Origin of the sequence: Catenulispora subtropica, assembly GCF_039531675.1 — a bacterium.
GTDB classification, from domain to species: domain Bacteria; phylum Actinomycetota; class Actinomycetes; order Streptomycetales; family Catenulisporaceae; genus Catenulispora; species Catenulispora subtropica.
On the sequence record NZ_BAAAQM010000060.1, the window covers coordinates 24,146 to 50,884 of the forward strand.

The 26,739-nt window shown below is 71.9% G+C and carries 28 protein-coding genes; 7 read left to right on the plus strand and 21 right to left on the minus strand.

Features of this window, described 5'->3' with window-relative positions; genetic code table 11:
* The first annotated feature begins 66 nt into the window (after nt 1-66).
* Complete coding sequence (locus ABD466_RS36285) at nt 67-555, plus strand: MarR family winged helix-turn-helix transcriptional regulator (RefSeq protein WP_344661791.1); 489 nt, start codon at nt 67-69, stop codon at nt 553-555.
* Nucleotides 556-613: 58 nt separating this feature from the next.
* Here the strand turns inward: ABD466_RS36285 and ABD466_RS36290 are convergent, their stop codons facing one another.
* On the minus strand, nt 614-1,438 hold the full coding sequence (locus tag ABD466_RS36290; protein ID WP_344661792.1) for an MBL fold metallo-hydrolase: 825 nt from the start codon (nt 1,436-1,438) through the stop codon (nt 614-616).
* A 66-nt stretch (nt 1,439-1,504) separates the two neighbouring features.
* On the opposite strand from ABD466_RS36290, the gene ABD466_RS36295 reads away from it, so the two are divergent.
* Entirely contained in the window at nt 1,505-1,918 is a 414-nt protein-coding gene (locus tag ABD466_RS36295; RefSeq protein ID WP_344661793.1) for a MerR family transcriptional regulator, read from the plus strand.
* Nucleotides 1,919-1,996: 78 nt separating this feature from the next.
* Here the strand turns inward: ABD466_RS36295 and ABD466_RS36300 are convergent, their stop codons facing one another.
* From ABD466_RS36300 to ABD466_RS36345, 10 genes are all read right to left on the minus strand, one after another.
* Nucleotides 1,997-3,349, minus strand: a complete 1,353-nt coding sequence (locus tag ABD466_RS36300) for an LLM class flavin-dependent oxidoreductase (protein WP_344661794.1) — start codon at nt 3,347-3,349, stop codon at nt 1,997-1,999.
* 19 nt (nt 3,350-3,368) lie between these two features.
* Nucleotides 3,369-4,178 (minus strand): ABC transporter permease, encoded by an 810-nt coding sequence (locus ABD466_RS36305; protein ID WP_425558831.1) that lies wholly within the window; start codon nt 4,176-4,178, stop codon nt 3,369-3,371.
* A 73-nt stretch (nt 4,179-4,251) separates the two neighbouring features.
* Complete coding sequence (locus ABD466_RS36310) at nt 4,252-5,067, minus strand: ABC transporter ATP-binding protein (RefSeq protein WP_344661795.1); 816 nt, start codon at nt 5,065-5,067, stop codon at nt 4,252-4,254.
* Nucleotide 5,068: 1 nt separating this feature from the next.
* Complete coding sequence (locus ABD466_RS36315) at nt 5,069-6,088, minus strand: ABC transporter substrate-binding protein (protein ID WP_344661796.1); 1,020 nt, start codon at nt 6,086-6,088, stop codon at nt 5,069-5,071.
* A complete protein-coding gene (gene ssuE / locus ABD466_RS36320; protein ID WP_344661797.1) occupies nt 6,085-6,672 on the minus strand; it encodes an NADPH-dependent FMN reductase in 588 nt (195 codons plus the stop codon). The genes ABD466_RS36315 and ssuE overlap by 4 nt, the downstream gene beginning before the upstream one ends.
* Nucleotides 6,673-6,779: 107 nt before the next feature.
* Nucleotides 6,780-6,863: a putative leader peptide gene (locus tag ABD466_RS36325; protein WP_344661828.1), complete on the minus strand. Its 84-nt coding sequence runs from the start codon at nt 6,861-6,863 to the stop codon at nt 6,780-6,782.
* Between the two features lie 184 nt (nt 6,864-7,047).
* Nucleotides 7,048-7,815 carry a peptidylprolyl isomerase gene (locus tag ABD466_RS36330; protein ID WP_344661798.1) on the minus strand — a complete coding sequence of 256 codons (768 nt, stop codon included), beginning with the start codon at nt 7,813-7,815 and terminating at the stop codon, nt 7,048-7,050.
* Nucleotides 7,816-7,915: 100 nt separating this feature from the next.
* Nucleotides 7,916-8,680, minus strand: coding sequence for a peptidyl-tRNA hydrolase (locus ABD466_RS36335; RefSeq protein ID WP_425558832.1), 765 nt, complete (start codon nt 8,678-8,680; stop codon nt 7,916-7,918).
* Nucleotides 8,681-8,782: 102 nt separating this feature from the next.
* Nucleotides 8,783-9,823, minus strand: a complete 1,041-nt coding sequence (locus tag ABD466_RS36340; protein WP_344661800.1) for an NAD(P)-dependent alcohol dehydrogenase — start codon at nt 9,821-9,823, stop codon at nt 8,783-8,785.
* Nucleotides 9,824-10,069: 246 nt separating this feature from the next.
* The gene (locus tag ABD466_RS36345) at nt 10,070-10,381 is read right to left on the minus strand and encodes a hypothetical protein (protein ID WP_344661801.1); all 312 of its coding nucleotides are present in this window, start codon (nt 10,379-10,381) and stop codon (nt 10,070-10,072) included.
* Between the two features lies 1 nt (nt 10,382).
* Between ABD466_RS36345 and ABD466_RS36350 the strand changes: the two genes are divergently transcribed.
* From ABD466_RS36350 to ABD466_RS36365, 4 genes are all read left to right on the plus strand, one after another.
* On the plus strand, nt 10,383-10,898 hold the full coding sequence (locus ABD466_RS36350; RefSeq protein WP_344661802.1) for a hypothetical protein: 516 nt from the start codon (nt 10,383-10,385) through the stop codon (nt 10,896-10,898).
* A 4-nt stretch (nt 10,899-10,902) separates the two neighbouring features.
* On the plus strand, nt 10,903-11,574 hold the full coding sequence (locus ABD466_RS36355; protein ID WP_344661803.1) for a hypothetical protein: 672 nt from the start codon (nt 10,903-10,905) through the stop codon (nt 11,572-11,574).
* Between the two features lie 347 nt (nt 11,575-11,921).
* Nucleotides 11,922-12,692: a hypothetical protein gene (locus tag ABD466_RS36360; RefSeq protein ID WP_344661804.1), complete on the plus strand. Its 771-nt coding sequence runs from the start codon at nt 11,922-11,924 to the stop codon at nt 12,690-12,692.
* Nucleotides 12,689-13,831 (plus strand): hypothetical protein, encoded by a 1,143-nt coding sequence (locus tag ABD466_RS36365; protein WP_344661805.1) that lies wholly within the window; start codon nt 12,689-12,691, stop codon nt 13,829-13,831. Before ABD466_RS36360 ends, ABD466_RS36365 begins: the two co-directional genes overlap by 4 nt.
* On the opposite strand, the gene ABD466_RS36370 is transcribed toward ABD466_RS36365, so the two are convergent.
* The 10 genes from ABD466_RS36370 to ABD466_RS36415 form a co-directional block, all read right to left on the minus strand.
* Entirely contained in the window at nt 13,832-14,269 is a 438-nt protein-coding gene (locus ABD466_RS36370) for a DUF5946 family protein (protein WP_344661806.1), read from the minus strand.
* Nucleotides 14,270-14,371: 102 nt separating this feature from the next.
* A complete protein-coding gene (gene gatB / locus ABD466_RS36375) occupies nt 14,372-15,880 on the minus strand; it encodes an Asp-tRNA(Asn)/Glu-tRNA(Gln) amidotransferase subunit GatB (protein WP_344661807.1) in 1,509 nt (502 codons plus the stop codon).
* 1 nt (nt 15,881) lies between these two features.
* The gene (locus ABD466_RS36380) at nt 15,882-16,109 is read right to left on the minus strand and encodes a hypothetical protein (RefSeq protein ID WP_344661808.1); all 228 of its coding nucleotides are present in this window, start codon (nt 16,107-16,109) and stop codon (nt 15,882-15,884) included.
* On the minus strand, nt 16,106-17,608 hold the full coding sequence (gatA, locus tag ABD466_RS36385) for an Asp-tRNA(Asn)/Glu-tRNA(Gln) amidotransferase subunit GatA (protein ID WP_344661809.1): 1,503 nt from the start codon (nt 17,606-17,608) through the stop codon (nt 16,106-16,108). The genes ABD466_RS36380 and gatA overlap by 4 nt, the downstream gene beginning before the upstream one ends.
* A gap of 1 nt (nt 17,609) precedes the next feature.
* Nucleotides 17,610-17,921: an Asp-tRNA(Asn)/Glu-tRNA(Gln) amidotransferase subunit GatC gene (gene gatC, locus ABD466_RS36390; RefSeq protein ID WP_344661810.1), complete on the minus strand. Its 312-nt coding sequence runs from the start codon at nt 17,919-17,921 to the stop codon at nt 17,610-17,612.
* A 65-nt stretch (nt 17,922-17,986) separates the two neighbouring features.
* Nucleotides 17,987-19,546, minus strand: coding sequence for a serine/threonine-protein kinase (locus ABD466_RS36395; protein WP_344661811.1), 1,560 nt, complete (start codon nt 19,544-19,546; stop codon nt 17,987-17,989).
* A gap of 67 nt (nt 19,547-19,613) precedes the next feature.
* Nucleotides 19,614-20,456 (minus strand): PhzF family phenazine biosynthesis protein, encoded by an 843-nt coding sequence (locus tag ABD466_RS36400; protein ID WP_344661812.1) that lies wholly within the window; start codon nt 20,454-20,456, stop codon nt 19,614-19,616.
* A 27-nt stretch (nt 20,457-20,483) separates the two neighbouring features.
* Nucleotides 20,484-22,631: a putative bifunctional diguanylate cyclase/phosphodiesterase gene (locus ABD466_RS36405; RefSeq protein ID WP_344661813.1), complete on the minus strand. Its 2,148-nt coding sequence runs from the start codon at nt 22,629-22,631 to the stop codon at nt 20,484-20,486.
* Between the two features lie 145 nt (nt 22,632-22,776).
* Nucleotides 22,777-24,948 (minus strand): NAD-dependent DNA ligase LigA, encoded by a 2,172-nt coding sequence (gene ligA, locus ABD466_RS36410; RefSeq protein WP_344661814.1) that lies wholly within the window; start codon nt 24,946-24,948, stop codon nt 22,777-22,779.
* A 79-nt stretch (nt 24,949-25,027) separates the two neighbouring features.
* Nucleotides 25,028-26,044: a methionine synthase gene (locus tag ABD466_RS36415; RefSeq protein WP_344661815.1), complete on the minus strand. Its 1,017-nt coding sequence runs from the start codon at nt 26,042-26,044 to the stop codon at nt 25,028-25,030.
* A gap of 241 nt (nt 26,045-26,285) precedes the next feature.
* On the opposite strand from ABD466_RS36415, the gene ABD466_RS36420 reads away from it, so the two are divergent.
* Nucleotides 26,286-26,738 (plus strand): hypothetical protein, encoded by a 453-nt coding sequence (locus ABD466_RS36420; RefSeq protein ID WP_344661816.1) that lies wholly within the window; start codon nt 26,286-26,288, stop codon nt 26,736-26,738.
* Nucleotide 26,739: the final 1 nt, after the last annotated feature.

Here is a 26,739-nt window from a genome sequence, read left to right on the forward strand (position 1 = left end):
TAATCGTAGCGAGGATCTTCCGCGTGTCAACTATCCGCTCTGCAAGTATCTGCTAGGCTCCCCCTCGTGACCGAGACCGACGACCCGCTCTTCGACGATCCGCGCCTGACCGCGGCCGGGCTGCTGTTCGAGGCGCACCAGGGCCTCGTCGCGCGCCTGACGCCGACGTGGCGGGCGAAGGGGCTGTCCGGCCTGGATGTCAACGCCCTCATGCGCCTGAGCCGCTCCCCCGGACGCCGGCTGCGCATGTCGGACCTCGCGGCGCAGACGATGCTGTCCACGAGCGGCGTGACGCGCCTCGTCGACCGCTTGGAGAAGGCGGGGCTGGTCGAGCGGCAAACGGCGCCCGGGGACCGGCGCGGCACGTTCGCGGAACTGACCGAGGCTGGAGCGGAGGCGCTTCGGGACGTCCTCCCCGGCTATCTGGAAGCACTCGACCGCTGGTTCACCGGCGTGCTGACGCACAAGCAGTTGGAAGGGCTGCTGGAAGGACTGCGCGTGGTGCGGGACACGGTGCATCCCGACGCGGTCATCGGCATAGACGATCCATCGTGATCGCAGACCGCGAGAAGGGCTCCCGCGTGCGGGAGCCCTTCTCGCCTTCCGATGGGTTCTACATCTCCCCGTATCGCGCGAACTCCCACGGATCGTGCGCCGAGAACACCTCGACCTCCGCTCCGTGCTGCCGCACCAACTCCCGCAGCCGCGCGTGGTTCGCGATGCGCAGCGGACGGTCGACCTCGGCGACCTGGGCCAGGATGTTCATCTCGGGGTGGACCCGCGGGTTGTCCGGGTCGATCTCGCCGTGGAAGTAGTAGGCGTCGCCGCAGTGCAGCAGCCAGCGGTCCGCGTCCGCGTCGCGGACCGCCACCGCGCTGTGGCCGGCGGTATGGCCGCCGAGCGGGACCAGGAACACTTCGGCGTCGACACCGTCGAGGGGACGGACCGCGTCGAACCCGAACCACGACTCGCCGAGACGCGGGCTGTAGGGGACCCAGTCCGGACGGTGGGCCCAGTGGGCGGGCCGGTACCGGACGCGGTCCTCGGGGTGGGCGCCCGGGGCGCTGAGCGCCGCACGGTGTTCGGCCTCCATGAGGTGGACGCGGGCGTCGGGGAAGTCGGGGAGGCCGCCGGCGTGGTCGAGGTCGAGGTGCGTCAGGACGATGTGGCGGACGTCGGCGGGGTCGAACCCCAGCTTCCTGACCTGGTGCAGCGCGGTCTCGTCGAGGTCGCACACCGGCTGCGCGCGGCCGATGAACTCCTCGCTGAGGGTGCGCTCCGGAGTGGTGACGTCCGCGGTGCCCAGACCGCTCTCGACGAGGATCAGGCCGTCGCGGTCGGTCTCCAGCAGCAGACAGTGGCACACGGCGTGGCGGCTGTCGCAGCCGTCGGCCGTGATCTCGCGCATGGAGCCGCAGTTGATGTGGTGGATTCGCATGACGCTTACACTGCGACTTGAAGCGCGCTTGAGGTCAAGCTCGCCGATCCTCCGAGGGGAGCCGACATGACCGAGACCATCGACGCCACCACCACCGCGGCCTTGCTGGACATCGGGGACGTGGCGGCGCGCACCGGCCTGGCTCCCTCGGCGCTGCGCTTCTACGAGCAGCGCGGCCTCATCGAGCCCGCGGGCCGCAACGGCTTGCGCCGCACGTACCAGCCCGAGGTGCTGGACCGCCTGTCGCTGATCGCGTGCGCCCGGCAGGCCGGGTTCGGCATCGCCGAGATCAGCCGGTTCCTCATGGCCGGGCCCGGCGACACCGAACTCCGGCAGCGGATGGCGGCCAAGGCCGACGAGCTCGACGTGATGATCGCCCGCCTCACCCGCATGCGGGCGGCCCTGCGGCACGGCGCGACCTGTCCGCGGGAACGCTTGGTGGACTGCCCGGAGTTCATGGCCGCGGTCAAAGAGGCCTGACATCGCCGGGGCGCGGAACCGAAGGCGCGCCCTCATCGCACGAGGGCGCGCCGAGATGGTTCCTTTCTACGGCGGGACTCACCGCGAAGCGGAGGCGAGCACGGGTTCTGAGAACTGGGCGGCGGGACGCGGCAGGCCGTAGTGCTCACGCAGCGTCGTGCCGGTGTACTCGGTGCGGAACAGGCCACGGCGCTGAAGCTCGGGCACGACGTGGTCCACGAAGGCGTCCAGGCCGGTCGGCAGGATCGGCGGCATGATGTTGAAGCCGTCGGCGGCGCCGGCCCGGAACCAGGTCTCGAGGGCGTCGGCGATCTGCTCGGGTGTGCCCGCGACGACGCGATGGCCGCGTCCTCCGCCCAGCCGGGCGATGATCTGGCGGATGGTGAGCCGCTCGCGCCGCGCCAGGTCCGCGACCAGCGTGAACCGGCTCTTGTTGCCGTTGACCTGGTCCTCGGTCGGCAGGATGTGCTCCGGCAGCTGGCCGTCCAGCGGGTAGCCGGCCAGGTCGACGTCGAGCATGGCCGAGAGCTGACCCAGCCCGTAGTCGATGACCTGCAACTCGGTGAGCTGGTCCTCCAGCGCCCGCGCCTCGGCCTCGGTGGCGCCGATGACCGGGACGATGCCCGGCAGGATCAGCGGCAGGCCGGCGCGGCCGTGGGCGGCGGCTCGGGCCCTGACGTCCCCGGCGAACTCCAGGGCGTCGTCCAGGGTCTGCTGCGCGGTGAACACGGCCTCGGCGTGACGGGCGGCGAACTCCTTGCCGTCCTCCGACGAACCGGCCTGCACCAGCAGCGGCCAGCCCTGCGGCGAGCGCTGGACGTTGAGCGGTCCGCGCACCTGGAAGAACGGCCCGGCGTGGCCGATCTCGCGGACCCGCTCGGGGTCGGCGTAGACGCCCGACGCCTTGTCCAGCACGACGGCGTCGTCGCCCCAGCTGTCCCACAGTCGCGTCGCGACCTCCAGGAACTCCGCGGCGCGCTCGTAACGGACGCGGTGCTCGATGTGCTCCTCGAGGTTGAAGTTGTTGGCCTCGTTGACGCTGCCGGAGGTCACGATGTTCCAGCCGGCCCGGCCGCCCGAGATGTGGTCCAGCGAGGCGAACTTGCGGGCCAGGTGAAAGGGCTCGTTGAAGGTGGTCGAGGCGGTGGCGATCAGGCCGACGCGGCTGGTGACGGCGGCGATGGCGGCCAGCAGCGTCAACGGCTCCAGGCCGCCGGAGACGTTGCTCCGCAGTCGTCCCCACACCGCCAGGCCGTCGGCGAAGAAGATCGAGTCGAGCTTGCCGCGCTCGGCGGTCTGCGCGAGCTGCTGGAAGTAGGTGACGTCGGTCGCGCGGTGCGGCTGGCTGTCCGGGTGGCGCCAGGCGGCGTCGTGGTGCCCGGGCGTCATGAGGAAGGCGTTCAGGTGGAGCCGGCGTGGCGGAGTGCTCATCAGGTGGATCCCTTACGGTTCAGGCGCCCGCGGACGGACGCCAGCGCGTCAGGCGGCGTTCGAGCGCGACGAGGAGGTGGTTGAAGGCCAGCCCGATCACGGAGACGGCGATGATCGCCGCGTACATGTCGGGGATGGCGAAGTTCTGCTGGGAGACGTTGACCAGGTAGCCGAGCCCGGCCTTGGCGCCGACCATCTCGGCGGCGATCAGCACCAGGATCGACCCGGAGCCGGCCAGCCGGATGCCGGTGAAGATGGTCGGCACGCTGGCGGGCAGGATCACCTTGGCGAACAGCCGGTGCGCGGGCAGCGCCATCGACCGCGCGGACTTCACCAGCACCGGATCGACGCTGCGGACCGCGCTGACGGTGTTCAGCAGGATCGGCCAGGTGCAGGCGTAGACGACGATGGCGATCTTCGACGTCTCGCCGATGCCGAGCAGCAGGATGAAGACCGGCAGCAGCGCCAGGGCGGCGGTGTTGCGGAACAGCTCCAGCAGCGGCCCCAGGATCTCCGCGACCGGCCGGTACCAGCCGATCAGCAGGCCCAGCGGGACGCCGACGCCGATCGCGACGCCGAAGCCGGCCAGGGAGCGGACCAGGCTGGCCCGGGTGTTGTCCCACAGCTGTCCGTTCGCGGCCAGGTCGATCAGGGCCCTGACGGCCTCGGAGAACGGCACCAGGAAGGTGCGGTCGACCAGGCCGACGCGCGGGGCGACCTCCCACAGCACCAGGAACGCGGCGATCGCGACGCCGCGCTTGGCGAAACCCGTCAGCAGCCGGGCCGCTCCGCTGACCGCGGCCGGGAGCCCCGCCTTCCCTCTCGGCACGACCGCCGAGGTCAGCCCCCTCACGGTCCCGGGGTTCACCCCGGCAGGGTCGTGAACATGGAGGACCGGTATCTCAGCCAACTGAAACGACCTCCCTCGCCACCGTGACCTCGTCGCGCAGCAGGCTCCAGACCTCGTGCCGGTAGGCGGCGAACTCGGGGCTGGACCGCACGTCGTCGTCGGGGCCGCGGTCCCCGAGCCGCACGTCGACGATCTCCTTGACGCGGCCCGGCCGCGAGGTCATGACCGCCACACGCCGCCCGAGGAAGACGGCCTCGTCGATGCCGTGCGTGATGAACACGATCGTCGTGCCGGTGCGCTGCCAGATGCGCAGCAGCTCCTCCTGCAGGCCGTCGCGGGTCTGCGCGTCCAGGGCCGCGAACGGCTCGTCCATCAGCAGCACCTTCGGGTCGGAGGCCAGCGCGCGGGCGATGGCCACGCGCTGGCGCATCCCACCGGACAGCTCGTGCGGATAGCGGTCCTCGAACCCGGCCAGGCCGACCAGGGCCAGATGCTCCCGGGCGCGTTCGGCCCGGGCCCTGCGGCCCAGGCGGTCCAGCCGGGGCCGGGCCTCCAGGGCGAACTCGACGTTGCGCTGCGCGGTGCGCCACGGCAGCAGCGCGTACTGCTGGAACACGACGGCGCGGTCGAGCGCGGGACCGGTCACCGGCACACCGTCCAGCAGCACCCGGCCGCTGCTGGGCTTCGTCAGGCCGCTGATGAGGTCCAGCAGTGTCGACTTCCCGCAGCCGCTCGGCCCGACGACGACGAGGAACTCCCCCGCGGCCACGTCGAGCGAGATGTCGTCCAGGGCGGCGAAACTGTCCCCACCGCGGACCGCGAACGTCTTGCCCAGCCGCTCCAGCCGGATCTTCGGCTCGGCGGCCATCTCAGGACCCTCCGTTCGCGAACGGGTTGAACTTGTTCGTGTAGACGGCGGACGCGGTGACCTTGCCGGCCGGGATCTGGCCCTGCTGCTCCAGCCAGGAGATCCAGGTGGCGAACTCCTTCTCGGCGATCACGCCGCCGGCCCCCGCGACGCCGAAGGACTTGAAGTACTGGAGCGTGGAAGTGTCCTCGTTGCGGCCGCGCGCCTTCACGATCTTCGTGAAGCGGTCGACCACCTGGTCCCGGGGCGTGGTCCGGGCCCACTCGATAGCCTTCGCCACTCCGGTGGTGAACGCCCGGACGGTGTCGGGGTTCTTCGCCACGAAGTCGTTCCGGAAGACATACGTCCCGGCGCTGAACGCCCCGAGCAGGTCGTAGTCGGTGAACAGGGCCTTGATCCCGCCGGTGGCCAGCGCCTTGTCGCGCAGGACGCCGCCCAGCGTGCCGACGTCGATCTGGCGGGCGCGCAACGTCTGTTCCGTGTTGACCGGCGGCACGACGAGCGGCTCGACCCTCTTCACCGCGTCGCCGGTGACGCCGTTGCGGTTGAGATAGATGTCCAGTACGGCTTCGTAGTGCGCGCCGAGCGTGTTCATCCCGACCTTCTTGCCGAACAGGTCGGTGGCCGACGCGATCGGGCTGTCGGCGAGGGTGTAGTAGCCGTTGTAGGCGTCCTTGTCGACGCCGTAGTAGCTGATGACCGCGGTGATCGGGGCGCCGGCGGAGTGGAGCTTGGCGACCGCGCCGTTGAAGGCCCCGCCGAAGTCGGTCTGACCGGTGGCCGCGGACTGGATGTCCTGCGGTCCGCTGATGGTGTTGCCGACCCACTGGAGCGTGACCGGGCCCAGATATCCGAGATCGGCCGCGAGTTCGGGCAGCGTGACCGACCCCGCGCTGCCCTGGTACCGCAGCTTGGTGGTCTTGCTGGCGGCCGCGGCGGCCCCGCCGCATCCGGCGGTGAAGGCCGCCACACCCGCCGCACCGGCCAGCCCGAGGAAGCCGCGTCTGGTGGTGGCGCTCATCGGCTGGCTCCGGCACTCGCGACGAGGGCGAGGGCGGGCACCGGCGCGGCGGCACGACGGTCCACCGCCGCGGTGAAGGCGACGAGCGATTCGGCCAGCCGCCGCTCGGCCTCGGCGGTCAACCGGGTCGGGGCACCCTCGCCCCGGATGATGTCCGTGTCGAGGAGGAACCGGCCCTGCACCACATGATCGGCGCCGAGCGCGGTCAGGACGGGCCGCAACGCGTAGTCGATCGCGAGCAGGTGTCCGATCGTCCCACCGGTGACCAAGGGCAGGACGACCTTGCCGGCCAACGCGTTCTCCGGAAGCAGGTCGAGGAACGCCTTCAGCAGTCCGGTGTAAGAAGCCTTGTAAACCGGCGTGGCGATGACGATCCCGTCGGCCTGCGCGACCGCGTCGGCCGCGTTCCACAGAGCCGGCGTGTCCCGGAATCCCGAGAGCAGATCGGTCGGCGGCAGGTCACGGATCGCCACATGCGACGCCGTATGGCCCTGCCTTCGCAACAAGGTGAGTGCGCGATCGACGGCAGCCGCCGTTCGCGATGTCGGGGACGGACTGCCGGAGACAGCCAGGATGGTGGGCATGCTGAAGCTCCCGAGGAATGATGAAAAAGCCAAATGCCGCTACAGGTCGATGCGCAGCAGAAGTGAAGAGTGCTCAAAGAGCGGTGAAAAGCCGGAACCGGCGAAGACTAGAAGCCGCAGCGACAGATGGCGCTCGCGGTCCGTCGCAGATCGACGTGACGGCGAGCCACAAGGAGCCGGCCCGGGTTCATAGCTCTGAGAGTGACAGCGGAAAGGGACGCCGTCAATGATTCCCCGAGCCGTCTCGCATTCCGGCACACCGGCGCCTGGAATCCGAGAAGGTTGAAGCTGAAAACAGAAGCCGCCGGTCCGAAGCGCGGAATAGGCGCTCCGAACCGACGGCGTCCGAACTAATACGTTGCCGAAAGGCTTTCTTTACCAATGCGTGTGGAGATGCACGTTGCGGAACTGCACCCAGTCGTTCGGATATCCGTCGCCAGCCGAGTTCTGGTCGTCCTCGCCGTCGGCGGCGATCTTCTGCAGCACGTCCATGCCGCTGGTGACGACGCCGAAGGGGGTGTAGTTCGGGCGGAGCTTGGTGTCCTTCCAGGTGAAGAAGAACTGGCTGCCGTTGGTGTTCGGGCCGGCGTTGGCCATGGCGACGGTGCCCGCGGGGTAGGTGGCGCCGGTCAGGTTCTCGTCGTTGAACGAGTAGCCGGGGCCGCCGCTGCCGGTGCCGGTCGGATCGCCGCACTGGAGCACCCACAGGCGCTGGGTGGTGAGGCGGTGGCAGTGGGTCCGGTCGTAGTAGCCGCGCTCGATCAGGTAGCGGAAGGAGTAGGTGGTGCAGGGGGCCGCCGCCGTCAGGGCCTTGACCGTGATGTCGCCCTCGGGGGTGTGGAAGGTCACCGAGTAGGGCTCCGCGGCCTTCTTCGCGTCGAACTGCGGGATGCCCTTGAAGCGGTCGGCCGGGACGGCGGGCACGAAGCCGCAGGGGTCGGTCGCGGTGGTGGTGGCCGCGTGGCCGGCCAGGGCGGGGGCCGCGGCGTCGTCGGCCGCGACGACGGTCGCGGGGCCGGGGCGCACCGGGGCGGCGCCGCCGGACGCGCCCGCACCGCCGGCGACGGTGACCGTGAGGCCGAACAGCAGGGCGGCGGCCACGGCGAGGCGGCCGGTTCTACTGGTGAAGCGGGGTATCCGCATGTTTTTCAGCTCCCTGAGAGGTTGGTCAGGACGCTTGGTGCCCTTCCCAGGCGGAGCCGCGCGGTAAACCCCTGATAGCGGTTCCGGACCCGCCCGCCCGTCAAGCGTCGAGGACCGGCAGATCCGCCACCACGGTGCAGGATCCGGGAGCGATCTCGGTGAAACCCGCGTCGCGGACCAGGGGCCGGCCCGAGGCGACGAGCGCCGGCCAGGCCGCGCGGGACGCGACGCGGACGGCCAGGGGGAAGCCGGCGTCCCGCCACGCCTTGCGCTGCGCGTCGTCGAGTTCCCACCACGCGATCTGGGCGGCGTGGCCGACCTGGGCCATGGCCTTGCCCGCGGTCATGGCGAGGTCCGGGTTCAGCCACAGCACCGGCTGGGACCCGGGCGTGATCGGCGCCGGGGGCTCGGCGTCGGAGAGGTCGGTCCCCGAGACCTGGAGGCGGGCGAGGTCCTTGGGCCAGCCGTCGAGCGGGACCGGCGGGAAGACGCGCACCTGGGCCGGGTCTGCGGCGGTACCGGTGACGGTGATGCCGGGCAGCGCCTCGGCGCGGGTCCACTCGGCGCCCCGGGCGCGGCGCAGGACCTTGCGGATGCGGCCGTCGGTCCAGGCCTCGACGAGCGGGGTCCACTCGCCGTCGGGCTCGGTGGAGCGCGGGTCGGCCAGGAAGGTGAGGACGGCTCGGGCCGCGGTCTCCAGTGCGTCGGTGCGTTGCGGCGGCGTGGCGCGCTCGATGCGGACCACCAGCGGCAGGACGTATTGCGGGTGGGCGTCGCGGTCCGCCGTCTCGGCTTCGGAAGCCGCGGCCACCGCCGGCGGCCTCTCGCTCGAAGGCGGTGCGAAGGGGTCGCCGCCGTTGGTCATGATCGGGCCACTCACCTCAGCAGTATGCGCCAACCGTGGTGCCGGACGGTCAAGCGGCCCGGGCCGGATCCGCCGCCGGACGGAGCCGCACCCCCGGACGGGTCAGTCGTCGGGCAGGATGACGGCGCGGCCGCGCACCTGCCCGGCGTGCAGCCGCTCGTAGGCCTTCGGCGCCTCGTCCAGGCTGTAGGTCTCGACGTGCACCGAGACCGCGCCGTCGCGGGCCAGGTCCAGGACCTCGATCAGCTCCGCGCGGGTGCCCCAGTACGGGGCGCGGAACGCCGCGTCGTACGGCGTCACGCCGAAGCCGACCTGCGCACTGCCGCCGCCGATGCCGACGATCGTGACGTCGGACTCCACGCCGGCGCAGGCCGAGGCGATGGCCACGGTCGGCGGGGCGCCGACGAAGTCGAAGACGGCCTCGGCGCCGCGGTTGCCGGTCAGCTCCTTCACCGCCGGCGCGGCGTGGTCGTCGGACATCAGCGCCTCGTGCGCGCCGACCTCCTTGGCCAGTTCGAGCTTCTCCGGCGCGACGTCCAGCGCTATCACCCGGGCCGGGCTCAGGGCGCGCAGCAGCTGGATCGCGACGTGGCCCAGGCCGCCGGTGCCGATCACCACCGCGGTGCTGCCGCCGGTCAGCTTCGGCAGCGAGGTCTTGATGGCGTGGTACGGCGTCAGGCCGGCGTCGGTCAGCGGCACGCTGCGCACCGGGTCCAGGTCGCCGAGCGGGACCAGGTGCCGCGTGGAGTCGACCACCATGTACTGGGCGATGGCGCCGGGCGCGCCGAGCCCGGGCGGGAAGATCTTGAGCTCGGCGGCGCGCAGGCAGTAGTTCTCCTTGCCCTGCGAACACATGTGGCACATCCCGCAGCCCCACGGCCCGTAGACGGCCACGCTGTCGCCGACGGCGAACCCGGTGGCGCCCTCGCCGAGCGCCGCCACCGTGCCGGCGCCCTCGTGGCCGAGCGTCAGCGGCAGCGGGAAGCGCAGCGCGGAGGCGGGCATGCCCATCACGGCGATGTCGGAGTGGCAGACGCCGGCCGCGGTCACCTTCAGCAGCACCTGGCCGGGTCCGGGTTCGGGGTCCGGGACGTCGACGACCGCGGGGGCGGCGCCGACCGCCGGGTACTGGAGGGCCTTCATCGCGGCCACCGCCTTCCGGTTCCGGGGTCCAGGGCAGGACAGAGCTGGGCTGTGCCTTCCCCACCTTGACCCGGTGCGGACGGGACCGCAAACGGGGTGGGGCAGCCGGTGCCGGACGGCCCCGGAACGGTGGATCCGGCCCCGAAACCCGGCCGGCCGGGATCGTGGCCCAACCGTGACCGAAAAGCGGTCCTGCGATTCGGCGTGCGAGTGGGAAGATCGCTCTCTCTCGTCAGGAAAAGTAAATCAGAGGTGCGTGAAAGTGCCAGGACTGGGGATTCCCGGCGCCGGCCGCGGACGGGCGACCGTGGCGGCGCTCGCTGTCGGGTGGGTGGTGATCGCGGGCGGGACGGCCGGGGCCGTGGTGGCGTTCGGCCGGGACGGGTCGCCGTCGGGTTCCGCGGACACCGCGGCGGCGCGGGCGACCGTCTCGGCGACGGCCTCGACGGCCTCGACGGACGCCTCGGCGTCGGCTTCTCCGTCCACGCCGAGCCCGACTCCGACGACCAGCAGCTCGTCGTCACCGTCCCCGACCCCGACTCCGACTCCGGTCTCCACGGTGACCGGGAAGGTCGCGAACGGCGTGCACAGCGGCGACCTCCGGTACTTCCTCATGGCGGTGCCCTCCGACGCCTCGGTGATCGGCGCCGCGGACGGCGACACGGTGACCAAGCAGGTCGTCGCCGCCTGGTACGGCAACGGCGCCCAGGTGCTCAAGCAACTGGACGCGCTGCACTTCCAGGCCGGCGCGACCCGCCGGTACCAGACCGGGGACGGCAAATACCACGTGATGGTGCGGATGCTGCGCTTCAGCACCGCGGACTCCGCGAAGGCGTGGGCGGGCGGCGACAAGCCGGCCGCGGCCTGGAAGGCGTTCGCCGTGCCCGGCTACCCGGACGAGAAGGCCTACGACATCGCGATGGACCCGGCGCTGGGCGAGGCCCGGCTGCGCGCGGTGGGCTTCCGCGGCGACGTGTTCTTCGAGGTGGACGTCTTCGGCGAGCCGCCGGTGGACCACGCCGTGCTGATCGACCGGGTGCGCAAGCAGATCGCCCGGCTGGACACGGGGAGCTGAGGACGTGAAGCGACGGACCGGACTGCTGTTCTCCTCGGCGGTCGTCGTGGGACTGATGGGCGGGGTGGCGAGCGGGTTCGCCATCCAGCACGGGCGGCCGGCGACACCGCTGCCGCCGATCCCGCACACGCTGGCGCCGGCGGCCGCACCGGCGGCAGCGGAGTCGCCGGACCCGGCGACCGACGACGGCGCGAAGCTGGACGGCGATCTGCGCGCGCTGCTGGTGGACGCGCCGGCGGAGGCGCACGATCCCGCCGGTCTGCCCGCGCGCGGCTGGGCGACGATCGGCGACCTGGCCGAGTACTGGCCGCACCCCGACCAGGCGTTCGAGAAGCTCAACCGAGAGCGGTTCCGGCGCGCCGCCCGCGCGTACTGGGACCTGCCCGACGGCACCGAGGTCGAGATCGACCTGATCCAGTTCCGGACCACCGACGACGCCCAGACGTTCTTCGGCGAGATCGGGTTCCCGGTGGACGTGAGCACGCCGACGGTCGACGGGACGGGGACCGGATACGTGGGCCGGTACACCTCCAAGGGGCCGGACGGGTTCTACACCGGATACGGGCTGGTGCGGCACGGGAACGTCGTGGAGCAGGTCTTCGTGAACCGGAAGCAGGACCCGCCGGAGATCGCCGATCTGACGAAGATCACGAAGGAACAGGCGGACCGGTTGTGAGCGGTGAGATGGCGGAGGGGGCGGAGAACGAGGCCGCCCCGGTTGCCGAGGTCGCTGACGCGGCGGTCGACGTGGTGACCGCTGAGCCGGACACGGCCGAGGCCGAGTCGGAACCCGGTCAGCCTGAGCTGGTCGAGGCGGAGGCTGCGGTCGAGCCTGAGAAGACTGAGCCCGGACAAGCTGAGCCTGGGACGGAGCTTGCTGAAGGCGTGCCGGTTGAGACCGGGTCGACGGAAGCCCTGCCGGCTGAGGTCGCCCTGGTTGAGGCCGCGCCGGCTGAAGCCGCGCCGGCTGAAGCCCCGCCGGTTGAGCCCGGGCCAGCCGGTCCCGGGCAGGTCGAGCCTGCGATGGCTGAGCCGGCCGCGTCCGGAACCCGGCGGCGGGCCCTCCTCCTGACCGGATGGCTCGCGTCGGCACTGGCTGTAGGGGCGGCTGTCGGGTTCGGGATCCTGGCCGCGACCGGGACGTCGAAGGTCGACGGCGAGCAGACGGCGGCGTGGGCGCGCCCGACGCCGGCTCCGGTGGCGACGCCGAGCCCGAGCGTCACCTCCGGCGTGCGCTCGGACGGCTCGCACTACGGCAGCATGCTCGCCTTCCTGCTGCCGATGCCCGACGGCTACAAGCCGGGCCCGGACGAGGGCGAACTCGGCAACGACTCGGCGGTGCGTCCGGACCAGGCCGACCCGACGGTGTCGCTGCTGTTCGGATCGCTGCCCGCCTCGGACCTGAGCGGCGTGCAGGGAGCGGTGGCGGCCGGGCACATGACCGGCGGCGCGGTGCGGACGTACGCGAACGAGGCCGGGACACTGGACCTCGCGTTCACGGTGCTGCAACTGGACCCGGCCCTGTCGGCCAAGTCGACGGGTGACTTCGTCCAGATCGTGAAGCAGTCGAAGAGCTTCCGCACCGGTCCCGCGGTCCCCGGCCACCCGGACGCCCTCTGCGTCCTCCCGGCCACCCGCCCCGGCGACCCGCTGGACAGCATGACGTGCCTGGCCACGGTCGGCGACGCGTTCGCCATCGCGCGCGCCGAGGGCGTCGTGCCCCTGGATGCGAAGGGCGTGACCGATATGTTCGGCCGACAGCTGGACCTGCTGAAGAACGGGCTGGGGACGTGAGCGCACAGGACGACGTGCTGGCGGCGTTCGGCGAGCCGCGGAAGCGGGTGGTCGCGGCTGAGGAGACGGCGGCTGAGGAGACGGCGGCCGAGGTCGAGGAGGCGGTGACCGAGGCTGGGGTCACGGAGGCTGAAGGCGCCGAGACCGCGGTCGCCGAGACTGTCGCCGCCGAGGAACAGCCTGAAGAACAGCGGGTCGGGACGACTCCCTATGAGGACGCCGCCGCCGAGAGCGAAAAGCTAGAGCGCGAAGTCGAGCCGGCTGAAGAACCAGGAACAGAGGCTGATTCTTCACCCGAGCCCGTCCTGCCGGCGCCCGTTCAGGCTGTGGCGGCCGCACCGGAACAGCTCTACCTCGACCCGTCAGCCTTCTTCACCCAGTTGCAGGCCGAGTCGGCGCCGAAGCCGAAGCCCCGTTGGCCGCGTCTGCTCCTCCGCTACGCGTCGGCGCTCGTCCTCGCGGGGGCCGTCGGGGCGGGGACCGCTTACGCCGTCACGCTTCCCCAGCGGACCGACGTGCCGTTCCTCGCCACGCCGAACGACGGCCGGGCCGTGTTCCCGGTGATCACCAAGCCCGCGCCGCCGGCCGGGAAGCCGGCGCCCGGCGATGAGAGCAACGGTGGGCAGGTGCACTACGGCGATCTGCGGCGGTACCTGCTGCCGGTGCCGAAGGGCGCCGTGCTCAAGGAGGACGGGTGGGAGCCGGCCAAGGACTTCGCGGCCGGGATGGACGGTGCGGTGCTGGCCGGCCGGCTCAACGACGCCGGGTTGCGGCGGATCGCGTGGCGGGGGTGGGTCGCCAAGGACGGGCAGCACACGGTGGTGGAGCTGTTCCAGTTCGCTGATCATGCCGGCGCGTTCGCGATGGAGGGTGATCTGGAGTCGGCGGAGCCGCGGAAGGCCATGAACGCCGAGGACGTCGTGCCGAAGGTCACCGTGCCGGGGTTCGGGGACGACACCGCGGACGTCGCGGTGCGGAAGTTCGACGTGGTCGAGGGTGCGCCGGGGCGGATCGAGCGGCGGGCGGCGTTCCGGACCGGGGACGTGGTGGCGGTCGTCACGACCACCGCGGTGAAGGGGGACGCCGGCGACGTGGCGATCGGCCAGGTGCTCCTGCTTCAGGCGGAGATGCTGCGGTAGTCACGCATCCGGCCGCCACGCTTCGGCCGTGGCCGCGGCCCACGCCGTGACGCGATCGGCGAAGCCGTCGGCGGGGAAGGTCCCGTCGACGGCGACGTCCTCGATCGTCACGGCGAACCGCGCCGGCGGCTCCTGGCGCACGCGTGGAGGCTCCGGGACCGACAGTCCCGGACTCCGGTGCGAGTTCTCGCTCCGCGCGCGTCTGACGACCCAGTCGACGGCTGCCAGGCCACCGTCGAGGTAAGCCCGCACCAGTTCCCACTCACGGCCCCGGTGCCCCGCCGTCGCACGGCTGGGATGCTGCAGGAAGTAGCACGAGACCGAGACCCCGTGCAGCGGTCCCCACGGCTCCTGCCGCGAGTGGTCCAGCGCCAGTAGGCCGTGGAACAGCGCGTCACAGGATCCTGACGCCGCACCGCACTCCGCACACGGTTCCACCACTTCTCTCCTCCGTCCCCGAACGAGACCGGGCCGCCTCCCCGTCGGGAAGACGGCCCGCCTCACCACCTCCTGCGGAACTGCCTGCTGCGAACAGCGGCCTCAGCCCGACAGGCGCTCCAGCAGCAGCTCCCGCACCCGCGCCGCGTCCGCCTGCCCGCGCGTGGCCTTCATGACCGCGCCGATCAGCTGTCCGGCCGGTCCCAGGTTGCCGCCGCGCACCTTCTCGGCGGCGTCCGGGAAAGCGGCGACGGCGTCGTCGATCGCGGTCAGCAGGGCGCCGTCGTCGCTGACGACCGCGAGGCCGCGCTTGGCCACGACCTCCTCCGGCGAGCCCTCGCCGGCCAGGACGCCCTCGATCACCTGGCGGGCCAGCTTGTCGTTCAGCTTGCCCGCGGAGGTGAGGGCGACCACCTCGGCGACCTGGGCCGGGGTGATGGCCAGGGCGCCGAGGTCGACGCCGTCCTCGTTGGCGCGGCGCGCCAGCTCGCCCATCCACCACTTGCGCGCCTGGTCGGCGGCGGCGCCCAGGGACACCGTCTCGACGATCAGGTCGACCGCACCGGCGTTGAGGATGGACTGCATGTCGTGGTCGGACACCTCCCACTCGCCCTGCAGCCGCTTGCGGCGCGCGCCCGGCAGCTCGGGGAGCGTGCCGCGCAGCTCCTCGACCCAGGTGCGGGCCGGGGCGACCGGGACCAGGTCCGGCTCGGGGAAGTAGCGGTAGTCCTCCGCCTCCTCCTTCACGCGGCCCGGAGAGGTGGTGCCGTCGTTCTCGTGGAAGTGGCGGGTCTCCTGGACCACCTTGTCGCCGGCGTCGAGGACGGCGGCGTGGCGGCGGATCTCGAAGGTGACCGCGCGTTCCACCGAGCGCAGGGAGTTGACGTTCTTGGTCTCCGAGCGGGTACCGAACTTCTCAGTGCCCAGCGGGCGCAGCGACAGGTTGGCGTCGCAGCGCATCTGGCCGAGCTCCATGCGGGCCTCGGAGACGCCGAGCGCCCTGATCAGCTCACGGAGTTCGGCGACGTAGGCCTTGGCGACCTCCGGCGCGTGCTCGCCGGTGCCGGTGATCGGCTTGGTGACGATCTCGATCAGCGGGATGCCGGCCCGGTTGTAGTCGACCAGCGAGTAGTCGGCGCCGTGGATGCGACCGGTGGCGCCGCCGACGTGGGTGGACTTGCCGGTGTCCTCCTCCATGTGCGCGCGCTCGATCTCGATGCGCCAGGTCTTCCCGGCCGCCTCGACGTCCAGGTAGCCGTTGAACGCGATCGGCTCGTCGTACTGCGACGTCTGGAAGTTCTTCGGCATGTCCGGGTAGAAGTAGTTCTTCCGGGCGAAGCGGCACCACTCGGCGATCTCGCAGTTCAGCGCGAGGCCGATGCGGATCGCGGACTCGATGGCCGTGGCGTTCACCACCGGCAGCGAGCCGGGCAGGCCGAGGCAGGTCGGGCAGGTCTGGGTGTTCGGGTCGGCGCCGAAGGCGGTGGGGCAGCCGCAGAACATCTTGGTGGCGGTGCCCAGCTCGACGTGGACCTCCAGGCCCATGACCGGGTCGTAGGAGGCGAGGGCGTCCTCGTAGGAGGGCAGGTTCACAGTGCTCGTTCCACTCATCTCAGGACTCGCCCTTCTCTCCGGAGCGGCCCTTCCGGGCCCGCAGCACCTGGGCCACGCCGACCGCCAGCGCGGCCGCGGAGACCGCGGCGTCGGCGACCGCCAGCTTGTCGCCCTTGGCGCGCGCCTCCTTGAAGCGGCGCAGCAGGACCGGGGCCAGCGTGACCGAGCTGCCGACCGCGAACAGCGTGCCGACCTTGCCGCGCGACTTGACCTTCTTCGGGCTCACAGCGACGGCACCTCCTCGATCAGCGGGTGGCCCCACTTGGTGTTCAGAGCGGCCTCGACCGCCGCGCCGACCCGGTAGAGCCGGTCGTCGGCCATGGCCGGCGCGATGATCTGCAGGCCGACCGGCAGGCCGTCCTCGGGCGCCAGGCCGACCGGGACCGACATGCCGGCGTTGCCGGCCAGGTTGGTCGGGATGGTGCACAGGTCGGCCAGGTACATCGCCATCGGGTCGTCGGCGCGCTCGCCGATCTTGAAGGCGGTGGTCGGGGTGGTCGGCGAGACCAGCACGTCGACGTCGGCGAAGGCGCGGTCGAAGTCGCGCATGATCAGGGTGCGGACCTGCTGCGCCGAGCCGTAGTAGGCGTCGTAGTAGCCGGAGGACAGCGCGTAGGTGCCGAGCATGATCCGGCGCTTCACCTCGGGGCCGAAGCCGGCCTCCCGGGTCAGGGCCATGACCTCCTCGACGCCGTTCACGCCGTCGTCGCCGATCCGCAGGCCGTAGCGCATGGCGTCGAACCGGGCCAGGTTCGAGGAGCACTCGGACGGGGCGATGAGGTAGTAGGCCGGCAGCGCGTAGTCGAAGGACGGGCAGTCCACCTCCACGACCGTGGCGCCGAGTTCGCGCAGCAGGTCCACGGCCTCGTGGAAGCGGCTGCGGACACCGTCCTGGTAGCCCTCGCCGTCGAACTGCTTGACCACGCCGACCTTCATGCCCTTGACGTCGGCCAGCTTCGCGGCGCCGACGACGTCCGGCACCGGCTGGTCGATCGAGGTCGAGTCCAGCGGGTCGTGGCCGGCGATGGCGGCGTGCAGCAGCGCGGCGTCCAGCACGGTGCGGGCGCAGGGCCCGCCCTGGTCCAGCGAGGAGGAGAAGGCGACCAGACCGTAGCGGGAGACGCCGCCGTAGGTGGGCTTCACGCCGACGGTGCCGGTGACCGAGGCCGGCTGGCGGATGGAGCCGCCGGTGTCGGTGCCGATGGCCAGCGGGGCCTCGAAGGCGGCCAGGCTCGCCGAGGAGCCGCCGCCGGAGCCGCCGGGGATGCGGGTCAGGTCCCACGGGTTGCGAGTGACGCCGTAGGCGGAGTTCTCGGTGGAGGAGCCCATCGCGAACTCGTCCATGTTGGTCTTGCCGAGGATGACGACGTCGGCCTCGCGCAGCTTGCGGGTCAGCGTGGCGTCGTACGGGGGCCGCCAGCCCTCGAGGATCTTGGAGCCGCAGGTGGTGGGGACGCCCTTCATGGTGAAGACGTCCTTCAGCGCCAGCGGCACGCCGGCCAGCGGGCCGAGCTCCTCGCCGCGGGCCCGCTTGGCGTCCACCTCGGCGGCCTTGGCCAGCGCGCCGTCAGTGTCGACGTGCAGGAAGGCGTGCACCTTCTCGTCGACCTTGGCGATGCGGTCCAGGTGCGCCCGCGCCACCTCGGTCGCGGAGACGTCGCCGTTCTTGATGGCGCCGGCCAGGTCGGCCGCCGTGCTCTTGATCAGGTCACCGTCGAAGGCCATGTCAGTCCTCCCCCAGGATCCGCGGCACCCGGAAGCGCTGGTCCTGCGCCGCCGGCGCCTGGCTCAGCACGTCGGCCGGGTCCAGGCACGGCCGCTCCACGTCCGGCCGGGTGACGTTGACCAGCGGCAGCGCGTGCGAGGTCGGCGGGATGTCCTGCCCTTGACCGAGCTGCTGCACGGCCTCGCTGACACGGGCCACCGAGCCGAGGATGACGTCGAGCTGCTCGGCGTAGTGCACGAGCTCGTCTTCGGACAGGTCGAGCCGTGACAGCCGCGCCAGGTGGGCGACCTCTTCACGGGTGATAGCGGGCATATGCACGGATCCCTACGGTGTGGTCTGGGGTTTATGACAACCGTAGCCATCCTAGTCGCGGGACGTCAGGCGACTTTCCGTGTCCGGCGGGTGACCGCGTCACGGCCCGGCACCGCGACGGCCAGCGCGGCGAGACCGAGCCAGAAGCCCCAGTAGCCGGGACCGGTGGGGAGGCCGACGGTCCAGGGCCCGCCGTAGTGCACAGCGGTGAAGAGCTCGAGCGCGGCGGTCGCGATGATCGCGAGATAAGCGAGGGCGCGCACGCCGGGGCCACTGCGCGGTGTGAGGGCGGCGAGCGTGAGGACGGTCAGGACGAGGCCGACGACCTGGATGGAGGTCGCGGCCTGCTCACCGCCCGGCTCGCCGGGGTACCAGCGGAAGAGCTGCCAGGTGCTGATGGTGATGTCGGTGCCGGAGGCGGAGACATCGGCGGGGATGGTGAAGGCCGGGAGGAAGGCGACGATCGCGAAGTAGGCGGTGAGGAGGAAGGGCACGAGGGTGCGGGCCGAGTCGGAGCCGGCGGGCGGGGGTTGGAACCGGAAGCCGGGAGCGGGGGGCAGGGTGGGGGGAGCTGCGGGCCAGGTGTGCGGGGGCACCTGGCTGGGCGGGGCGGCGAGTGGCGACGGCCAGAACTGTGTCGGCTCAGGTGCAGGTGCGGGCGCCTGGTTCGGTGCGTCGGCGAGCGGCGATGCGGGCCTTGGGGCCAGAGCCGGTGTTTGTGGCGGTACTGGTCCCGGTGCCGTAGCCGGGACTTGTGGCGGTACCGGTGTCGGACCTGGTGTCGGTGTGATGGCGAACAAGTCGAGCGCCTGCTGAGCCGTCATCCGCTGAGCGGGTTCCTTCTCCATCAGCCCTCGTATCACCTCTCCGAGCGCTCCCGTCGCGCGGTTCAGCGACGGCGGCGTGTCGAGCAGTACGGCGCCGAAGCTCGCCGCGGTCTCGGCGCGGCGGAAGGGGGACAGACCCTCGACCGCCTCGTAGAGCGTCACGCCGAGGGAGAACAGGTCCGACGGGGGTCCGGCTTCATGGCCGCGGACGCGTTCGGGGGCCAAGTACTCCGCAGAGCCGACGACCGCGCCCGCGGCGGTGAGGCCCGGGTCGCCGCTGGAGACCGCGATGCCGAAGTCGGTCAGCAGGACGGCGCCGTCGTCGGCGAGCATCACGTTCGCGGGTTTCACGTCGCGATGCAGCAGGCCGGCGCGGTGGGCCGCGTCGAGGGCCCGGAGCAGGGCGCCGGCCACGCGCCCGGCCTGGTCGGGGGTCAGCGGGCCGCCGGTCTCCAGCCGCTCCTGCAGCGAGCGGCCGTGGACCAGCTCCATGACGGTCCACGGCACGCCGTCCTCGACCACCACGTCGTAGACCGAGACGACGTTCGGGTGGCCGCGCAGGCGGGCGGCGTTGCGGGCCTCGCGTTCGGCGCGGGCCAGGCGGGTGGCGTGTTCGTCGGCGGTGAGCGAGGGCGGCAGCAGCACCTCCTTCACCGCGACGTCGACGCCGAGGGCGGTGTCGTGGGCCTGCCAGACCCGGCCGTAGCCGCCGGAGCCGAGCCGCCGCAGCAGCCGGTAGCGTCCGCCGACGAGCATTTCCGGGCGCGCGTGGCCGCCGCCGGTCGATCCGATGCTCACGTGGTCCCCCCAGGCATCAGGCTTGGTGTCCAGCGTAGTCGCGGGGGGCGCGTTTCCGGGTCCGGCTTTACCCCAGTGCGACCGCCGTCCCGGTGACCGAGATCCCGCCGGGGCCCTCCGGGATGCCGACCGTCAGCGTGCTGGGCCGCCCCATGTCGAAGCCCTGATGGACGGTGACCGTCGCGGGTGCCTCGACGAGCCCGAGCGTCCGCAGGTAACCCCCGAACGCGGCCGCGGCGGCGCCGGTCGCCGGGTCCTCGTACACGCCGCCGGGCGGGAACGGGTTGCGGGCGTGGAACACCGTCGGCGACTCGCGCCACACCAGGTCGACGGTCGTCCAGCCGTGTTCGGCCATCAGCGGGCCGAGGTCGTCCATGGCGTAGTCGAGCCGGGCCAGGCGCTCGCGGTCGGCGGCGGCGATGATCGGGTGCCACGCGCCGCCGTACGCCGCCAGCGGCGGGAACGCCGGGTCCAGGTCCTCCGGCGTCCAGCGGAGCGCGTCCAGCAGCGCGGCGAGCGTGGCGGGGGCCAGCAGCTCCTGGCGCGGCGGGACGCTCACGAGCGTGGCGGTGACGGCGCCGCCCTCCTCCTCGCGGGCCGTGCGCACGGGAACGGTCCCGGCCATGGTCTCGAACGTGAGGTCCCCGGTGCCGTGCCGCTCGGCGTAGGCGACCGCGGTGGCGATGGTGGCGTGTCCGCAGAACGACACCTCGGCCAGCGGGCTGAAGAACCGCAGCGGGAGCCGCCCGTCCGGCCCCGGCGGGAACACGAACGCGGTCTCGGAGTAGCCCACCTCGGCGGCCGCCGCGAGCATCGCCGCGTCGTCCACACCCTGTGCGTCGAGCACGACGCCCGCGGGGTTGCCGCCGGAGGGATCGGTAGTGAAGGCCGTGTAGCGAAGGATGTCCACCCGCGTACGGTAGCGCCGCGCGGAGATCTACGCCGAGAGCTGCTCCGGCGGACCCCCCGCGGTGCGCTTGGCGGACGGCGCCGGGGCCGGGGCCGGCACCCGCTCGGCCAGCAGCACGCAGATCTCGCCGGCCGGCAGCGCCTTGGAGACCAGCCAGCCCTGGGCCTCGTCGCAGCCGTAGCCCTCCAGCGCGGACCAGGTCGTCGGGTCCTCGACGCCCTCGGCGACGACCCGCAGCCCCAGGGAGTGCGCCAGGTCTATGGTCGAGCGGACGATCGCGGCGTCGTCGGTGTCGTAGCCGATGCCGCTGACGAAGGAGCGGTCGATCTTGATCTCGTCGAAGGGCAGCCGGCGCAGCGTCAGCAGCGAGGCGTAGCCGGTGCCGAAGTCGTCCAGGGACAGCCGCACGCCGAGCTTCGACAGGCCCAGCAGGGTGGTGCGGGCGGTCTGGGCGTCGCCGACGAGCACCCGCTCGGCGATCTCCAGCCGCAGCGCCTCGGGCCGGACCCGGTGCTGGGCCAGTTTGCGCGCCACCATCTCGACGAAGCCGGGGGTCTCGATGTCCCGCAGGGAGACGTTCACCGCGATCGGGACGCCGTAGCCGGAGCGCCACCACACCGCCGCCTGCCGCAGCGAGACGTCGAGGATGTACTCGGTCAGCCGGGGCATCAGGCCGCTGGACTCGGCCAGCTTCACGAACGTCTCCGGCGATATCGCGCCGCGCGTGTGGTGCCGCCAGCGGGCCAGCGCCTCGACGCCGACCACGCGCTGGTCCCGGAACGAGGCCTGCGGCTGGTAGTGCACCTCGATCCGGCCGTTCTCCAGCGCCCCGCGCAGATCGCTGAGCAGCGCCAGCCGGTCCGGGCTGTTGCGGTCCCGGGCCGGGTCGTAGCGGACGTAGCCGGCCTTGCTGCGCTTGGCCTCGTACATCGCCACGTCCGCGTGCCGCAGCAGCACGTCGTAGTGCCGGGCGTCGTCCGGGTACAGCGCGATCCCGAGCGAGGCCTCGACGTCCAGGGTGAAGCCGTGCAGCCGGAACGGCACCGCGACCGCGTCCAGCAGCCGCTGCGCCAGCTGCTGCGCGGCCTCCACGTCCGGCAGGCCGGGCAGCAGCACCGCGAACTCGTCGCCGCCGAGCCGGGCCACCATGTCCTCGGCGCGCACCGCGGCCGACAGCCGGGCCGCCACCTCGCGGATCAGCTCGTCGCCGGCGGCGTGCCCCAGGGTGTCGTTGACCTCCTTGAACCGGTCCAGGTCCAGCAGGAACAGCCCGATCCGGCCGGGCGGGAACGACATCGCGACCGGGGCGCGGCCGTTGCCGTAGAGCGAGGACATGCCGCCGTCGTCCGGGCCGCCCGGCGCGCCGAGCATCAGCTCGGCCTGGCGGCGCAGCGCCTTGCGGTTCGGCAGCGCGGTCAGCGGGTCGTGCAGCGACTGCCACTCGCTCTCGTCGAAGGCCAGGGCGCTGCGGTAGAAGACCAGCAGGACCGGGACGAACAGGATGATGAGGTACGGCTGGTGCTTCATCACCACGGTGATCAGCGGGGCCAGCACCACCGAGGCGCCGACCACCTGCAGCTCGACCTTCCACTCCCGCAGCGCGATGGCACGCAGCGACACCCCGGTCCAGATCGCCACCGCCTGCCAGACCAGGAACAGGTTGACCGCGAAGTACGCGACGCCGGCCAGCAGGATCGCCGCCAGGTAGGTCACGCTGGGCGCCCAGGGCCGGCCCGGGGTCGGGACGATGCCGAACACCTGGAGCACCAGACAGGCCGCGCCCAGCGACAGCGTGAACTGCGAGACGTTGAACAGGGTGCGCCACCAGGTCTTGCGCCCGGCCGCGCCGCCCACCACCGAGGCCGCGGCCTGCACCATCGCCGCCAGCGGCCAGCCGGCCAGCATCAGCAGCGCGATGGTGAACACCGTCGTGGTGGCGGCCTCCCGGTTGGTGTGCTGCAGGCGCATCAGGGGCCGGAGTTCGCCGAGGAAGACCAGGCACATGGTCATCACCAGGGCCGGCAGCGACTCGGTGGTCGGCCCCGAGCTCTTCCAGTTCAGCGCCAGCAGCGCGGCCAGGATCGTGATCCCGGCCGCGCCGACGACGGCGACGAACGCGTACAGGCGTCCGGGATCGGCCTTCGGGCCGTACTCCGGCTCGAACGGTCGGTGCATGGAGCGGACCCTCCCGTACCGGTCTCGTCGGTGCACGCGCGCACAAGCAGGCTGACGCAGCAATACTGCCGTATCGGAACGTCGCCGACCAGAGACGGACCGTAAAGGTTTCGCCTGGGACTTGACGCCTTACCCGCCCGGGGTGTCAGGCTCCTGCTTCGGCCACGGTCGCCGCCGCCGCGTCCGGACCGGATTCCAGCAGGACCTTGAAACCCTCTTCATCGAGGACCTTGACCCCCAACGTCAACGCCTTGTCGTACTTGCTTCCGGGGTTGTCACCGACCACCACGAACGAGGTCTTCTTGGACACCGACCCGCTCACCTTGGCGCCGCGGGAGGTCAGTTCCTCGGCCGCGCCGTCCCGGGTGAATCCGGCCAATGTGCCCGTTACGACCACACTCAATCCCTCAAGAGGCCTCGGTCCCTCGGGGGCGGACTCCACAACAGGCACCACGCCGGCGTCCTGCCACTTGCGGATGATCTCCCGGTGCCAGTCGACCGCGAACCATTCCACGATCGCGGTGGCGATGGTCGGGCCGATGCCCTCGGCCGCCTTCAGGTCCTCCTCGGTGGCGTTCGCCAGCGCCTCGAAGGACGGGAACTCGCGGGCCAGCACCCGGGCCGCGGTCGGGCCGACGTGCCGGATGGACAGGGAGACCAGGAACCGCCACAGCTGCCGGCCGGTCTTGACCAGCTCCAGCTGCTGCATCAGGGCTTCGGTGTTCTTGGTCGGGACGCTGGGCTTCTTCGGCGTGCCCTTGGTGTAGAAGTACGGCACCAGCTCGGTCTCGCCGGGCTTGGCGTCCGCGCCCCGCTTGGCGTGCGCCATCGTCAGGCCGGCGAGGTCCTCGATGCGCAGGTTCAGCAGATCGCCCTCGTCGTGCACCGGCGCGGTGCCGCCGTCGGGCTGGGTCAGCGCCACCGCCGACTCGAAGCCCAGCGCCTCGATGTCCAGGGCGTTGCGGCTGCCCATGAAGTCGATGCGCTCGCGGATCTGGCCCAGGCAGAACTGCGCGTTCGGGCACCGCAGATCGACGTCGCCCTCCTTCTGCGGCGCCAGCTCGGTGCCGCAGTCCGGGCAGTTCTCCGGCATGACGAAGGCGCGCTCGGAGCCGTCCCGCAGGTCCTGCACCGCGCCCACGATCTCCGGGATCACGTCGCCGGCCTTGCGCAGCACCACCGTGTCGCCGATCAGCAGGCCCTTCTTCACCACGATCTCCTGGTTGTGGAGCGTGGCGAACTCGACCGTGGAGCCGGCGACGACGACCGGCTCCATCACCGCGTACGGGGTCACCCGCCCGGTACGGCCGACCTGGACCCGGATGTCCAGCAGCTTGGTGGTGACCTCTTCCGGCGGGTACTTGAAGGCGATGGCCCAGCGCGGGGCCCGCGAGGTGCTGCCCAGGCGGCCCTGGATGGCCAGCTCGTCGACCTTCACCACGACGCCGTCGATCTCGTGCTCCACGTCGTGGCGGTGCTTGCCGTAGTAGTCGATGTACTTCTGGACGTCCTTCAGGGTCCTGACGACCCTGACCCGGTCCGAGGTGGGCAGGCCCCAGGCCTTGAGCGCCTCGTAGGAATGCGACTGCGACTTCGGGATAAAGCCCTTCCGGGCGCCGATGCCGTGCACGACCATCGACAGCGGACGCTGCGCGGTGACCCGCGGGTCCTTCTGGCGCAGCGAGCCGGCCGCGGCGTTGCGCGGGTTGGCGTAGGACCGGCCGGTCTCGGCGAGGATCTTCTCGTTCCACTCGTCGAAGGCCTTGACCGCGAAGTAGACCTCGCCGCGCACCTCGACCAGCTCCGGCACCGGGAACTCCGCGGTCCCGGTGAGGGTCTGCGGGATGGTCTGGATGGTCCTGGCGTTCGGCGTGATGTCCTCGCCGGTGCGGCCGTCGCCGCGGGTCAGGGCCCGGACCAGCTTGCCGTTCTCGTAGAGCAGGTTGATCGCCAGGCCGTCGACCTTCAGCTCGCACAGCAGGTCCGGCAGCGCGCCGAGCTCCTTCTCGATGCGGTCGGCCCAGGTCTTGAGTTCGTCTGCGGTAAAGGCGTTGTCCAGCGAGAGCATGCGCTCCAGGTGCGGGACGGAGGTGAACTCGGTCTCGTAGTTGCCCGCGACCTTCTGCGTCGGCGAGTCCGGGGTGCGCAGCTCGGGGTTGCGCTCCTCGATGGCCTCCAGTTCCCGGAGCTTCACGTCGAACTCGGCGTCGCTCATGGTCGGCGCGTCGAGGACGTAGTACCGGTAGCGCGCTTCCTCGATCACCTCGGCCAGCGCCGCGTGCTGCTGCGCGGGGGTCAGAGCGATGGTCTCATCCATGCCGGACAACGCGTCACCTCACTGGTCGGGGAGTCTTTGACAGGAAGAATCTACTGCCAGCCACTGACACTCCCGCAGTTCAGGCCGCTTTGTCCGCCAGCGCGTCGGCGGTGCGGTGCGCCAGAATCAGGGCCTGGCGGGCCCATGGCGGAGTCGCGCCCGCCAGACCGCAGGTCGGGGTGATCGTCACCGCTTCGGCCAGCTGCCGCGGCGAGAACCCCAGCCGGGTCAAGGACAACACCTTGTCGAGGAGCTGGTTGACGCCGGGGGCGCGCGGCGGGTCCAGGGCCGGGACGACGCCGAGCATCAGTCCCACCCCGGCCTCGATCGCCTCCCCGAGGTGCTCGTCCCGGCGGGACTCGGTATCGATGGCCGAGGCGTTCGCGTCGAACGAGATGGAGTTCGCACCGGCCTTGCGCAGCAGATCGACGGGGACGTCGGGGGCGCAGCAGTGGACGGCGACGTCTGCGCCGGCGTCGGCGTGCACGGCCTCGATCAGCTTCGCGAGCGTCTCCCGGGCGACCGGCTCCTCCACGGCCCGCAGCTTGCCGAAGCCGCTGGCGGTGGGGACGGTGCCCTTCAGGACCCCGGGCAGGGCCGGCTCGTCGAGCTGGAGCAGGATCGCGCCGGCCCGCGGGGCCCGCTTCCGCACCTCGGCGAGATGCTGTTTGAGGCCCTCGGTCAGGGACTCGGAGAGCTCGCGGACGGCGCCGAGGTCGGAGAGCATGCGGTCGCCGTGCCGGAGCTCCAGGGTGGAGGCGAGGGTCCAGGGGCCGACGGCCTGCACCTTGAGGGTCTGGGTGAACTCCTGCGCGTTCTCCTCCAGGTAGTCCAGGTCCTGGCGCAGGAAGGAGGCGGCCCGGCGGGCGTCGCGCCCCGGCCGGTCGGTCAGGCGCCACCCGCTCGGCTGCACCTCCGCGAAGAGCTCGACCAGCAGCGCGGTCCCCCGCCCGGTCATGTCGGCGCCCACGCCGCGCGCCGGGAGCTCGGGCAGGAACGGCAGATCGGGAAGCTCGTCGAAGACCAGCCGGTGTGCCGCACCGGTGTCGGTGCCGGGCAGGGAGCCGATGCCGGTGGCGCGCGGGGGTTGCTGCATGGCACGACCCTAACGAACCCTCCGCGTCGACATCACCCGTCAGGGTGGCGAATGCGCGGGCCAGGAGCCCGTCCCGCCGATATTGTGACCAGCACCACCCCCGTACGCACCCGGTGCGGACCCCGAGAAGACGCCCCGCCGCCGATCCCCGTTCACCATCCCGTTCGCCATCCCTTCGCCTTCCCCGACGTTCACACCCCGCGCGCCATCCCGGTGACCGGTGACCTCCTGGAGCCCGCCCGTGCCGACCGTGTTCTTCGCCGCGAGCCCCGACGAACTGGCGGTGGTCGCCGCCACCCACGCCACCCGGGCGGACCCGGCCGCGACGTTCGCCGCCCTCGACACCGTCGCGGCCGGCGATCTGGACCCCGCCCAGTTGATCGACCTGGACCTGCTGGTCACCGGCAACGACCCGGCGGAGGTCCGCGAGGCGGTGCTGACCCCCGCCCACGAGGGCCCGGACGACAGCGGCGGCGCGGTGCTGCTGCCGGTGCGCCCGGCGCTGGGCTCGCGCCTGGCGCATCTGAGCGACCACGACGTCGACGCGCTGGCCGAGCGCTGGGCGGCGGCGGACGGGGCGGCGGACGGCGGGTGGGACGCGTACCGGTGCGGGCAGCTGATCCGGTCGCTGTCGTTGCTGGCGCTGTTGGCGGGGGCGGATCAGCGGGGGTTGTTCGTGCGGTTCGAGAGCTGAC